Raw genomic sequence first — 13,139 nt, 5'->3', positions numbered from 1 at the left:
GCCCGTCTAAAATAGAGACAAATGACAATAGTTCTCGATATCATTCGCGACTTTTCCACGTCGTGCTTCGTCAAGAAGGATATCCATGTCTCGTCCCAAGCCCGACCCGGTGTCGGCCGATGCCTTTCGCGGGTTCTATGCAGATATTCTGTATTTCCTGCGCAGACGCACGGACAACGCCAGCGACGCGGCGGACATGACCCAGGACGTCTTTACCCAGTGGCTGGACTACCGCGACCGGGCCAAGGTCGAACAGCCACGGGCATTTTTGTTCCAGATGGCACGCAACCTGCTGCGTGATCACTGGCGCAAACAGAAGGTACGGCAGACCGTCCACCCAGATCAGGCCGACAGGGACGCGGAACCGATCACCGACGAGCAAAACGACCCCATGGCCGCCGCCCAGCGCTTGCAACGCCTGGAACAGTTGAAAGAAGTCCTCGCCGAACTCTCGCCCCGCCGGCGAGAAGCCCTTATGCTGCACCGCTTCGAAGGCCTGAGCCAGGCGCAGATCGCCGAGCGCATGGGTATTTCGACGAGCATGGTGGAAAAGCACATCGCTTTTGCCCTGCTGCATTGCAAGCGACGCCTTCAAAACGACCCCGGCACGGAGCAGCCAGAATGAACCGCCTGAGCGACACCGACGGCCTGGATATCGAAGCCAGTGACGCCATCGATGCCCAAGCCGCCAGTTGGTTTGCGCGCAACCGTAACGACACAGGCCGTGCCGACCGCAAGGCCTTTGCCGCCTGGCAGGCCACGCCCGCCCATGCCCGCGCCTATGCCGAATTCGAGCAACTGTGGGCCGACCTGGCCCAGTTGCAGCAACTGAACAACCCCGTGGCGCTGCCCAAGCGCAAAGCATCGGTATTGCGCCCGGCCCTGGCCGTAGCCGCCGCCGTGCTATGCGCCGTATTGGCCCCCCACATCGGTGCGCCCCGCGAGTTGTATCACAGCCAGGTGGCGGCCCATGCCAAGGGCGTGCGCACCCTGAACCTGCCCGATGGCAGCACCCTGTCGGTGAATGCCAACACCCGCCTGCGCGTGGACTTCAGCGCCCACCAGCGCATCGTGCACCTGGACAAGGGCCAGGTGTATATCGAAGTGGCGGCCGACAAAGAGCGGCCGTTGTTCGTTCAAGCCGGCGAAGCAAATGTGCGGGTGGTCGGCACCGGCTTCGATGTGCGCCGCAGCCAGCAGCAACTGGTGGTCAGCGTCGCCCACGGCCAGGTCGCTTTCGAGCCATCCGCCAAAAGCCCCGTTTCCCTGCTCGGCGCCCAGCAACGCGCCATCTACAGCTACGCCAAGGGCACCTTGCAACAGCAAACCCTCACGGCCGAAGAAGTGGCCGATTGGCGCAGCGGGCACTTGTCATTCCGCAACCGTGAACTGGCCAGCCTGATCGATGAACTGGGCCTGTATCGCCCGCAGGCACCGTTGCAGGTCAGCAACGCGGTGGCGCACCTGAAAGTCTCGGGCAATCTGGACGTGAATGATCCGGATGCCCTGCTCAACGCCCTGCCCGCCCTGTTGCCGGTGAAAACCGTGGTCTCGGCCGATGGCATCGTGCGGATTGAACCGAGCAAATAACCTGCGAAAATCTTATTTGAGAATATTTTGCATTCGCAGGTGTGGATTTTTTTGCCTGCCCCGTCTTCCTCCGGTCTGCATCTGATCAGCACACCTTTTTGGCCATTTGGCCGCTCCGGGGGATTCCATGTTTCGCGCGCCTTGCCACGCTTCGCACCTGTATCTTCGACCGACCCTCATCGCCACCTGCCTGACGTTCAGCCTCAGCGCCCAGGCCGAGTCATTCACCTTGCAACTGCCCGCCCAGGCGCTGGCCACGTCCCTGAGCCAAGTAGCGCAGCAGGCGAAGATCCAGCTGTTGTTCGATGAGGAGCTGCTCAAGAACGTGCAGGCACCTGCACTCAACGGTGACTTCACACCGGAAGTTGCGATTCGCAGCCTGCTGAAAAACGGCGCGTTCACCCTGATCAAGGTCGGCAGCACGTACGTGGTAAAGCCCGAAGAGGCCAAGACCACCCAGAGCGGCGCGATCCAGCTGGACGCCCTGAGCGTGATCGGCACCGGCAATCAGGTCGACTCCAGCACCGTCGGCCGCTCCACCCTGAGCCAGGCGGATATTGATCGCTACCAGCCCGACAACATTCCTTCGCTGCTGCAGACGCTGCCGGGGGTATTCATGGGCGGCTCTCCCAAGCCGGGGGGGCAGACCATGAATATTCGCGGCATGGGCGACGCCGAAGATGTGCCGATGACCGTGGATGGCGCGACCAAAAGTGGCTTTGAGCGCTACCAGCAAGGCACGGTTTTCATCGAGCCTGAACTGATCAAAAGCATTGAGGTGGAGAAAGGTCCTTACTCGCCCTTCACCGGCAACGGCGGTTTCGGTGGCACGGTCAACATGGTCACCAAGGATGCGCCCGACCTGCTCAAGGACGGGCGTAACACCGGGGCCATGACCAAATACGGTTACTCCAGCAACACCCATGAACAGGTGTACAGCGGCGCCGTGTATGGCCGCACCAACGACGGTCGCATGAATGGCCTGATCTACCTCACACAGCGCGACGGCGGCGACTTGAAGCTCGCCGGCACACCGCCCGACCCGCGCAATGAATACCCGATCAACCCCAAGCGCCTGCCCAACAGTGCCCAGGACGTAGAAGGCAAGCTGTTCAAATTCAACGCGTATTTTACGGATGAGCACAGCATGGGCCTGTCCTACTCCAGTGCAAAAAGTGAGCGCATGGCGCCCTTCTCAGCGAAATCCTACCCGTCGCCGCCGAACCAATCGGCCATCAACCGATATGGCTACGAAGGCGCACTGAAACGTTTTCTGGCCGACCGCGAAACGGTGGACACCACCTGGTCGGGCAAGTACGAATACCAGCCGCTGGACAACCCGCTGATTGACCTGAAGCTTAGCTACTCGGCGTCCAAGACCGACCAGACCGACGAGCGGGGCGAAAACGCAGTCATTGGCCTGAGCACCGGTGGGCGCAAGATGGAAACTTCATACTCCGATCGCCTCCTTGAACTGCGTAATATCAGTCTGCTGACCACCGGCCCACTGGAACATGCGGTGACCGCCGGCGTGCAGATTCGCAAGCACAATCGAGAAACCGAAAGCTGGATGCCGGGCGCTACCTACAACACCGCAAGATACAACTACGGGCATTTCCAGCCGTATTTCATGCCCCACGGCAAGGCCGATACCCACTCGTTTTACCTCCAGGACGCCGTGACCCTCGGCGATCTGACCATCACCCCGTCCCTGCGCTATGACCACGTGCGCAATCGCGGCGAAGCCAACGATGCGCCGTACTACAGCAACCCGGACCCGAGCGTCGGCCATGACTACAGCGACCGCACCTACACCGGCTGGTCGCCGCGCCTGGCCGCGTTCTGGAACCTGACCCCGGATGTGGCCTTCTTCGCCAGCTGGAATCGCACATGGCGTGCGCCGGTCATCGATGAACAGTACGAAGTCCAGGGCGCCGCCAGCACCCGCAGCGCCACAAGCCTCAACCTCGACCCAGAGCGCATCACTGCGATTACGGCGGGCAACGTGACTCACTTCTCCGGCGTCTTAACCCACGGCGATGACCTGCAGTTGCGCACCACGCTGTTTCACAACCGCATCGAAGACGAGATCATGAAGGCCACCGGCATCGGCTGTGAACGGCAAATGACGGTGCCGGGCAATATCGATACGGTGTGCAACGACACGGCCTCCAGGACCAACTATCGCAATGTGGGCGGCATGACCATCAAGGGCGTGGAGCTGGAAAGCTACTACGACTCAACGTACGTGTTCGGCTCCCTGACTTACTCCTGGGCTACGGGCAAACGCGATAACCCCTATACCAACCCGTGGGCAACCGACCGACACGTGTGGGCGCGGGACATTCCACCGGCCAAATGGGTGGTGGTGCTGGGCACCAAGATCCCGAGCTGGGATGCACAGGTGGGCTGGCAGGGCCAGTTCGTGCGCAAGACCGACCGCGTGCCTACAGACATCTACGCTGGCGGCTTGAATTCGACCATTGGTGACTTTATCTACGACCAGACTGAGAACGCCAGCTATGACACCCAAGGCCTGTTCGCCAACTGGAAACCGCAGCAGGCCGGCCTAAAGGGCACCGAGGTCAACTTCACTGTCGACAACCTGTTCAACCGCAGCTACCAGCCGGCGCTCAGCGGGGAAGGTGTCTACAGCGAAGGCCGCAACGCCAAGATCAGCATCACGCGCTTCTTCTGAAAACTGTACGGATAAATCCGCACCCAGCTGTAGGCCCTCAATCGGCGGGGGTTGTGGCTAGATGGGCTTCCCTTGAAGCCCTCTGGATTTCGGATCCCGCCCATGAGCTCGCGCGAAAACACCGGCATGGCCCTCGGCCTGCTGGGTGTCATCATCTTCAGCCTGACCCTGCCCTTCACCCGTATCGTGGTGCAGGAGATCCACCCGTTGCTCAACGGCCTGGGCCGTGCCTTGTTCGCGGCGGTCCCGGCGGCGGCGCTGTTGCTGTGGCGCCGCGAGCGCTGGCCGACCTGGCGCCAGGTACGGGGTTTGTGCCTGGTCATTGCGGGGGTGATTCTGGGCTTCCCGGTGCTGTCGGCGTGGGCCATGCAAACCTTGCCGGCCTCCCATGGCGCACTGGTCAATGGCCTGCAACCGCTGTGCGTGGCGCTGTATGCGGCGTGGCTGTCCCATGAGCGGCCGTCCAAAGCCTTCTGGGCCTGCGCGGCGCTCGGCAGCGGGTTGGTGTTGAGTTATGCATTGATCACCGGCGCCGGCAGTATCCAGGCCGGCGATTTATTGATGCTCGGCGCGATAGCCGTGGGTGGCCTGGGCTATGCCGAAGGCGGCCGGTTGGCCAAGGAGATGGGCGGCTGGCAGGTGATCTGCTGGGCGCTGGTGCTGTCCACGCCGGTGTTGATCGGCCCGGTGTGGTACCTGGCGGCGCAGCACCAAGGCGCGGTCTCGATGCGCGCCTGGTGGGCCTTTGGTTATGTGTCGCTGTTCTCGCAGTTCCTGGGCTTCTTCGCCTGGTACGCGGGGTTGGCCATGGGCGGCATTGCGCGGGTCAGCCAGACTCAGCTGTTGCAGATCTTCTTCACCATCGCGTTTTCGGCGCTGTTCTTTGGTGAACATATCGAGCCGATTACCTGGGTGTTTGCCTGTGGGGTCATCGTCACGGTGATGCTCGGGCGCAAGACCGCGGTGCAGCCGGCACCAGCTCCCTGTAGGAGCGAGCTTGCTCGCGAAGGTCGCTAACGATAACGCGGGAAACCTGAAAGCCTGCGGTGCTCTCAGGCTTTTCGCGAGCAAGCTCGCTCCTACAGTGGGCGGCGGTCAGATCAGGTAGCCATCCGCGCGCAGCAGGGTTTCCAAGCAGTGTTCGCAGATGTGATAGAACGCCTTCAACTCCTGGATTCTCTCCAGCAACTGCGCGTTGTCCACCGGCTCCGCACGCTTGACCGCCAGGATCATCTTGTTCTTGTTGGTGTGCTCCAGGGAGATGAACTCGAACACCTTGGTCTCGTAGCCGCAGGCTTCGAGGAACAACGCACGCAAGCTGTCGGTGACCATTTCCGCCTGCTGGCCCAGGTGCAGGCCATATTGCAGCATCGGCTTGAGCAGCGCCGGGCTCTGGATCTGCAGGCGAATCTGCTTATGGCAGCACGGCGAGCACATGATGATCGATGCGCCGGAACGAATGCCGGTGTGGATCGCGTAATCGGTGGCGACGTCACAGGCATGCAGGGCGATCATCACGTCCAGTTCGCTGGGCGCCACGCTGCGCACATCACCACATTTGAACACCAGCCCGGGGTGCTCCAGTCGGGCCGCGGCGGTGTTGCACAGGGTCACCATGTCTTCGCGCAACTCGACGCCGGTGACTTCGCCTTCGGCCTTGAGGGTGTTGCGCAGGTAGTCGTGGATCGCAAACGTGAGGTAGCCCTTGCCCGAACCGAAATCGGCGACGCGCACCGGTTGGTCCAGCCTCAGCGGTGAGGAGGTCAGCGCATGGCTGAACACTTCGATGAATTTGTTGATCTGCTTCCACTTGCGCGACATCGACGGGATCAGCGCCTGCTTGGCGTCGGTCACGCCCAGGTCGGCGAGGAATGGCCGGCTCAGGTCGAGGAAGCGATGCTTCTCACGGTTATGCTCAGCCGATGGCGCCTCGCGCAGTTGCTGAGTCTTGCTCCTGAACAGCGAGCTTTTGTTCTTCTTGCTGTATTCCAATTGGGCTTCGTCGGTCAGCGACAGCAGGTGCGCGTTCTTGAACGAGCCCGGCAGCAACGCGGCAATCGCCGCCACGCCGTCGGCCAGCGCCAAGTTCTTGGTGATGTCGCGGGTCTTGTAGCGGTAGACGAAGGACAGGCACGGCTGCTCCTTGACGGTCACCGCCTTGATGATCAGCCGCTGCAACTCGGCTTCGTCGCCGACGTATTTGGCCAGCACCAGCTTGATAAAGGCGTTCTGCGCAAGGCTTGTGCTCAACAGTTCGATGAACTGGGCGTGATGATCCGGCGCGGGGCTGGCAGGTTGAGCGGTAACGGACATGAACAAAAACGCCTCGGGCAGGGAATGCCGGGCATTTTAGGGGGGATGGGGGTTCAGGGCACGGGGTTATTTGATCAACGGTACTGCCCCCTCCCACATTTGATCTCCGGTGCTGGATGTTCTATTCGAGTACGACCAGGCGATTTGGCAGTTCATTCCGGGCGTGTGTCACCGGTACATGCACCTTCAACAACTCGCCACACGCCTCGATACAGGCAATAAACCCAGCCAGCGTCTGCCCCTGTTTCACCTGCTGCGTAAACGCCTTGACGATGGCATCCCAACTGCTGTTATCCAGGCGCTTGGAGATACCTTCGTCCACCAGGATTTCCACATAACGCTCCGCTTCGCTGACAAAAATCAGCACCCCGGTACTGCCCAGGGTGTGGTGCAGGTTCTGCTCCAGGAACTGCCGGCGCGCGAGGTTGGAGGCGCGCCAATGGCGTACCGAGCGCGGGATCAGGCGGGTGGTCACCTTGGGCAGGCGAAACAGCAGGCACAACACGATGAACGTCGCCCACTGCGCCAACAGCAAGGTGTACATGGTCAGGTAGCCCGACAGGTAATGCACCACGCCCGGTACCACCAAGGCGATCAGGCTGGCCCACAGCAGGGGGATGTAGGCGTAATCGTCGGCGCGGGCCGCCAGCACGGTGACCAGTTCGGCGTCGGTGGTTTTTTCGACCCGGGCAATCGCTTCGGCGACTTGGCGCTGCTCGTGTTCAGTCAGTAATGCCATGGTTGTAGTTGCTCTCTAGTTATTGTCATTACCAGCCGCCCGACGCGCCGCCGCCGCCGAAGCCACCACCGCCGCCTCGGAAACCGCCGCCACCTCCCCCGCCACCGCCGCCGCGTCCACTGCTGCTGAGGATCGCCAAAAGGATCGCGCCCACCGGCAGGCCCATGCGATTGCACAGCCACAACACGCCGATCAGCAGGATGAACAGGCCGATGGAAAAGCCGGGATTATCCTTGGCAAAGTTGGCATCCGCCACATGCGCCGGCACCGCCAGCGGTTCACCGCCGACCACCTGCACCATCGCCGCCACGCCGTCGCTGATGCCCTGGCTGAAATTGCCGGCCTTGAACTTGGGGGCAATCACCTGGTTGATGATCACCCAGGACTGCGCATCGGTGAGCACGCCTTCAAGGCCATAGCCGACTTCGATGCGCAACGTGCGCTCGTCACGGGCGACGATCAGCAACGCGCCGTTGTCCTTGCCCTTCTGGCCGATGCCCCACTGGCGACCCAGCTGGTAACCGTAGTCCTCGATGGGCACGCCCTGCAGGTCGGGCACCGTGACCACCACGATCTGGTCGCCACGGCTCTGCTCCAGCGCCTGCAACTGCTGGGTGATGTGCTCGCGCGTGGCCGGGTCGATCATCTGGGCGGTGTCCACCACCCGTCCGCTCAACGCCGGGAACGTCAGCGCCGCCTGGGCCACACCCACGCAGGCCAGCATCCATAGCGCCAGGCCTATCCGTAATAAACGCATCGACACCTCAGTGCAGCCTTATTTGAACTTCACTTGCGGCGCTTTATCGGCATCGGCACTGGTGGCTTCAAAGGTGGCGCGGATCGGCAGGTCGCTGTACATCACGCTGTGCCACAGGCGACCAGGGAAGGTGCGGATCTCGGTGTTGTACGCCTGCACGGCCTGGATGAAATCACGACGGGCCACGGCGATGCGATTTTCGGTGCCCTCGAGCTGGGATTGCAGGGCCAGGAAGTTCTGGTTGGCCTTCAGGTCCGGGTAGCGCTCGGACACCACCATCAAGCGGCTGAGGGCACCGCTCAAACCGTCTTGGGCCTGCTGGAACTGCTTGAGTTTTTCCGGGTTGTCCAGGGTGCTGGCATCCACCTGGATCGAGGTGGCCTTGGCACGCGCCTCGATCACGGCGGTCAGGGTGTCTTGCTCATGGGCGGCGTAACCCTTGACCACTTCCACCAGGTTGGGGATCAGGTCGGCGCGGCGCTGGTACTGGTTCTGCACCTGGCCCCAGGCCGCCTTGGCCTGTTCGTCCAGGGTCGGGATGTTATTGATGCCGCAGCCGCTCAATACTGTGCTGATCAATAGCAAAGCCGCGGCCTTGAGGCCCCAGCGGGAATGTTGTGCTGCTTGCATGGTGTTTCTCCTGCCCAAACTGGATGGAATATGACGACTAACCCTAAAAACCACACGCTTGGGGCATAATCCGCCACCACTGGAATGCATCGAGCCAATCAGCTACAAAGATGCCCAGCGCGATAAAGAGTTCAGAGTGTGCTGCATTTATCTGAACAACACCCGAACAACAATAGACGCTCCCCACATTTTGGCCGATCAGCCCAAGCGCTGTGCAGTGAGCCGAAAAAGGATATTCATGAAGAAGCTGTGTTTGCTCGGCCTTGTTGCCACGCTGGCCACCCACCCCGTCTGGGCAGAAACAAAGCCTGCTGCGCTTAAGGACAAGGACGCTTTCGTCAGCGACCTGCTCAAGCAGATGACCCTGGACGAAAAGATCGGCCAGTTGCGCCTGATCAGCATCGGCCCGGAAATGCCCCGTGAGCTGATCCGCAAGGAAATCGCCGCTGGCCGCATCGGTGGCACGTTCAATTCCATCACCCGCCCGGAAAACCGTCCGATGCAGGACGCGGCCATGCGCAGCCGCTTGAAGATCCCGATGTTCTTCGCCTATGACGTGATCCACGGCCACCGCACGATCTTCCCGATCAGCCTGGCCCTGGCCTCCAGCTGGGACATGGACGCCATCGGCCGCTCCGGACGCATCGCCGCCCACGAAGCCGCCGCCGACAGCCTCGACATCACCTTTGCACCGATGGTCGATATCTCCCGCGACCCGCGCTGGGGTCGCACGTCCGAAGGTTTCGGTGAAGACACCTATCTGGTCTCGCGCATTGCCGAGGTGATGGTCAAGGCCTTCCAGGGCGCCAGCCCCGCGAATGCCGACAGCATCATGGCCAGCGTCAAGCACTTCGCCCTCTACGGCGCAGTGGAAGGCGGGCGTGACTACAACGTGGTCGACATGAGCCCGGTCAAGATGTACCAGGACTACCTGCCGCCGTACCACGCGGCGATCAAGGCCGGTTCCGGCGGCGTGATGGTGGCGCTGAACTCGATCAATGGCGTGCCCGCCACCGCCAACACCTGGCTGATGAACGACCTCTTGCGCAAGGACTGGGGCTTCAAGGGCCTGGCCGTCAGCGACCACGGCGCGATATTCGAGCTGATCAAGCACGGCGTGGCCAAGGACGGGCGCGAAGCCGCCAAGCTGGCGATCAAGGCCGGCATCGACATGAGCATGAACGACTCGTTGTACGGCAAGGAATTGCCGGGGCTGCTCAAGTCCGGCGAGATCGAACAGAGCGACATCGACAACGCCGTGCGTGAAGTGCTCGGCGCCAAGTACGACATGGGCCTGTTCAAAGACCCGTACCTGCGCATCGGCAAGGCCGAGGATGACCCGGCCGACACTTACGCCGAAAGCCGTCTGCACCGTGCCGAGGCCCGTGATGTGGCGCGCCGCAGCCTGGTGCTGCTGAAGAACCAGAACGACGCCCTGCCGCTGAAAAAGTCCGCGACCATCGCGCTCGTGGGCCCACTGGCCAAGGCGCCGATCGACATGATGGGCAGTTGGGCGGCGGCCGGCAAGCCGGAACAATCGGTCACGCTGCTTGACGGCATGAACGCGGTTATCGGCGAAAAAGGCAAGATCATCTACGCCCGTGGCGCCAACATCACCAACGACAAGGCGGTGGTCGACTACCTCAACTTCCTCAACTTCGATGCCCCGGAAGTGGTGGATGACACCCGCCCGGCCCAGGTGATGATCGATGAAGCGGTCAAGGCCGCCAAGGATGCCGACGTGGTGGTGGCCGCCGTGGGTGAATCCCGTGGCATGTCCCACGAATCCTCCAGCCGCACCGACCTGAATATCCCGCAAAGCCAGCGCGACCTGATCAAGGCCCTGAAAGCCACCGGCAAACCGCTGGTGCTGGTACTGATGAACGGCCGCCCGCTGTCGATCCTGGAAGAGAAACAACAAGCCGACGCGATCCTGGAAACCTGGTTCGCCGGTACCGAAGGCGGCAACGCCATCGCCGACGTGCTGTTCGGTGACTACAACCCATCGGGCAAGCTGCCGATCACCTTCCCACGCTCCGTGGGGCAGATTCCGACCTACTACAACCACCTGACCATCGGCCGGCCATTCACCCCAGGCAAGCCGGGCAACTACACCTCACAGTACTTCGATGACACCACCGGGCCGCTGTTCCCGTTTGGCTATGGCCTGAGCTACACCACGTTCAGCCTGTCGGACATGGCGCTGTCGTCCACCACCCTGAACAAGACCGGCAAGCTCGACGCCAGCGTCACGGTGCAGAACACCGGCAAGGTCGATGGCGAAACCGTGGTGCAGTTGTATATCCAGGACGTGGCGGGTTCGATGATCCGTCCGATCAAGGAGCTGAAGAACTTCCAGAAGGTCATGCTCAAGGCTGGCGAAGAGCGCACGCTGCACTTCACCATCACCGAGGACGACTTGAAGTTCTACAACACCCAGCTCAAGTTCGCCGCCGAACCGGGTGAGTTCAATGTGCAGATCGGGCTGGACTCCCAGGACGTACAGCAGCAGACGTTCGAATTGCTATAGGAGGCAGCTTCAAGTTGCAAGCTACAAGCGGCAAGGAAGAGCAGTTCTGCTTTTAACTTGCAGCTTGCAGCTTGCCGCTGTTCCTAGCTCCTTCTGTCAAGAAGGTTCACCACCAACCGATCAATCCATCCCCACACCCGCTGCTTCACCCGTCGCCACAACGGCCGCGCCTTCCACGCTTCCAGGCTGACCACCAGGCTCTGGGCAAAATCCGCGCTAAAGCTCGCCGCCACCGCCTGCGTCAGCCCAGGGTCCAACGCTTCCAGGTTGGCTTCCAGGTTGAAGCGCAGATTCCAGTGATCGAAGTTGCACGAGCCGATACTCACCCAATCGTCCACCAGCGCCATCTTCAGGTGCAAAAAGCACGGCTGGTATTCAAAGATCTGCACGCCTGCGCGCAGCAAGCGCGGGTAATAACGGTGCCCGGCGTAGCGCACGGACGGGTGATCGGTGCGCGGGCCGGTGAGCAGCAGTCGCACATCCACCCCACGCCCTGCGGCCCGACGCAATGCACGGCGCACGCCCCAGGTGGGCAGGAAATACGGCGTGGCAAACCAGATACGTTGCTGGCTGCTGTTCAGCGCGCGGATCAGCGATTGCAGGATATCGCGGTGCTGTCGGGCGTCTGCATAGGCCACTCGGCCCAGGCCTGGCCCCGTCGCCGGCACCTTGGGCAAACGCGGCAAACCGAAATGGGTGGCGGGCTTCCACGCCCGGCGCGCGACATTGGCGTGCCATTGCCGTTCGAACAGCGCCTGCCAGTCCAGCACCAGCGGGCCGCGGATCTGCACCATCACCTCATGCCACTCAGCGGTGTCTTGCCCCGGCGTCCAGAACTCATCGGTGACGCCCGTGCCGCCGACCACGGCGATTTCCTGATCGATCAGCAACAGCTTGCGGTGGTCGCGGTACAGGTTGCGCATCCAGCGGCGCCAGCTGAGGCGATTGTAGAAACGCAGCTCCACACCGGCGTCGGTCAGGCGCTTACGCAGCCCCAGGGTAAATGCCAGGCTACCGTAGTCATCAAACAGACAACGCACCCGCACGCCGCGCTCGGCGGCCAGCACCAGCGCCTGCACCATCGCTTCGGCGCAGGCTCCAGCCTCCACCAGATACAATTCCAACTCCACTTGCCGCTCGGCCCGGGCAATGCCCACCAGCATCTGCGGAAAAAATTGCGGGCCGTCGATCAACAACTCGAAACGGTTGGCGCTGCGCCACGGGAACACTGCGCCGCTCACGTCAACGCGCCGTAAAGATCAGCACCGCACCCACCGGCACCGACAAACTGATCGACTTGAGCCCGGCCGCTTTGCGCAACATCGCCACCCCCGGCGCCAGGTCGAAATCCTCGGCATGCAAAACCACCGGTTCCAGGGTCACCACCTGGAAACGCCGGTCATCCAGGCGCGTGGCCAACAACTCGGCGCTGTAGGTCTGGGTCTTGCCATGCAGGGTGACGCTCAGGGGCAAGCGCAGTTCCAGTTGCGCGCCAGGAGCCAGGTCATTGATGGGTTGCAGGTTGATCTGTGCGCTGATCAGCGCCTCGGGGAAGGTCTTGATCTCGAACAGCTGGTTGCGCATGCGCTCGTCGCGCAGCGGGATGCCGCTGTTGACCGACTCCAGCTCTACTTCCAATTGCGCCGCGCCCTTGCTGTCGACCTTGCCGTGCAGCACCAGGAAGCGATGGACTTCAGCGATCTCGGTGTTTTTGGTGGTAACGAACGACAGGCGCGAGGACTCGTTGTCCAGGTACCAGTCAGCATGGGCGGGCACCACGGCAGCGGCCAGCAGGGCGAAGGCCAGGGGTTTGATAACAGACGCGTTGAACATTAAGGACTCGTGGGGCGAAAAACCTGCACGAACCTTAAGCGCAATGTCA

Annotated in this window: 11 protein-coding genes and 1 pseudogene; 6 read left to right on the top strand and 6 right to left on the bottom strand. The window is 61.9% G+C overall.

The window, feature by feature from the left end; genetic code table 11:
* The first annotated feature begins 85 nt into the window (after positions 1 to 85).
* The 5 genes and pseudogenes from BLW22_RS04540 to BLW22_RS35205 all read left to right on the top strand — a co-directional run.
* Entirely contained in the window at positions 86 to 625 is a 540-nt protein-coding gene (locus tag BLW22_RS04540; RefSeq protein WP_027604372.1) for an RNA polymerase sigma factor, read from the top strand.
* Positions 622 to 1,590, top strand: coding sequence for a FecR family protein (locus BLW22_RS04535; protein WP_065947344.1), 969 nt, complete (start codon positions 622 to 624; stop codon positions 1,588 to 1,590). Before BLW22_RS04540 ends, BLW22_RS04535 begins: the two co-directional genes overlap by 4 nt.
* A 127-nt stretch (positions 1,591 to 1,717) precedes the next feature.
* Positions 1,718 to 4,288, top strand: a complete 2,571-nt coding sequence (locus BLW22_RS04530; RefSeq protein ID WP_074844363.1) for a TonB-dependent receptor — start codon at positions 1,718 to 1,720, stop codon at positions 4,286 to 4,288.
* A gap of 102 nt (positions 4,289 to 4,390) precedes the next feature.
* A complete protein-coding gene (locus BLW22_RS04525) occupies positions 4,391 to 5,305 on the top strand; it encodes a DMT family transporter (RefSeq protein WP_074844361.1) in 915 nt (304 codons plus the stop codon).
* Positions 5,286 to 5,375, top strand: a pseudogene (locus tag BLW22_RS35205) (outer membrane lipoprotein carrier protein LolA); the annotation flags it as partial. The gene BLW22_RS04525 and the pseudogene BLW22_RS35205, both read left to right, overlap by 20 nt.
* 8 nt (positions 5,376 to 5,383) lie before the next feature.
* Here the strand turns inward: BLW22_RS35205 and BLW22_RS04520 are convergent.
* The 4 genes from BLW22_RS04520 to BLW22_RS04505 form a co-directional block, all read right to left on the bottom strand.
* On the bottom strand, positions 5,384 to 6,601 hold the full coding sequence (locus BLW22_RS04520; RefSeq protein ID WP_065928257.1) for a class I SAM-dependent methyltransferase: 1,218 nt from the start codon (positions 6,599 to 6,601) through the stop codon (positions 5,384 to 5,386).
* 121 nt (positions 6,602 to 6,722) lie between these two features.
* Entirely contained in the window at positions 6,723 to 7,340 is a 618-nt protein-coding gene (locus BLW22_RS04515; RefSeq protein ID WP_027604377.1) for a TPM domain-containing protein, read from the bottom strand.
* Positions 7,341 to 7,368: 28 nt separating this feature from the next.
* Positions 7,369 to 8,097 (bottom strand): TPM domain-containing protein, encoded by a 729-nt coding sequence (locus BLW22_RS35575; RefSeq protein ID WP_065928259.1) that lies wholly within the window; start codon positions 8,095 to 8,097, stop codon positions 7,369 to 7,371.
* Between the two features lie 18 nt (positions 8,098 to 8,115).
* Positions 8,116 to 8,727 carry a LemA family protein gene (locus BLW22_RS04505; protein WP_065928260.1) on the bottom strand — a complete coding sequence of 204 codons (612 nt, stop codon included), beginning with the start codon at positions 8,725 to 8,727 and terminating at the stop codon, positions 8,116 to 8,118.
* Between the two features lie 238 nt (positions 8,728 to 8,965).
* On the opposite strand from BLW22_RS04505, the gene bglX reads away from it, so the two are divergent.
* A complete protein-coding gene (gene bglX / locus BLW22_RS04500; RefSeq protein ID WP_074844359.1) occupies positions 8,966 to 11,257 on the top strand; it encodes a beta-glucosidase BglX in 2,292 nt (763 codons plus the stop codon).
* Between the two features lie 83 nt (positions 11,258 to 11,340).
* On the opposite strand, the gene BLW22_RS04495 is transcribed toward bglX, so the two are convergent.
* Both BLW22_RS04495 and BLW22_RS04490 read right to left on the bottom strand, forming a co-directional pair.
* Complete coding sequence (locus BLW22_RS04495) at positions 11,341 to 12,498, bottom strand: phospholipase D-like domain-containing protein (RefSeq protein WP_074844357.1); 1,158 nt, start codon at positions 12,496 to 12,498, stop codon at positions 11,341 to 11,343.
* Between the two features lies 1 nt (position 12,499).
* Positions 12,500 to 13,090 (bottom strand): YceI family protein, encoded by a 591-nt coding sequence (locus tag BLW22_RS04490; protein ID WP_065947339.1) that lies wholly within the window; start codon positions 13,088 to 13,090, stop codon positions 12,500 to 12,502.
* Positions 13,091 to 13,139 lie beyond the last annotated feature (49 nt).

Source organism: Pseudomonas marginalis (assembly GCF_900105325.1).
In the GTDB taxonomy this organism is placed as follows: Bacteria; Pseudomonadota; Gammaproteobacteria; order Pseudomonadales; family Pseudomonadaceae; genus Aquipseudomonas; species Aquipseudomonas marginalis.
The sequence above is the reverse complement of the archived record's forward strand: the minus strand, read 5'-3'. Positions and strand labels throughout refer to the sequence as shown.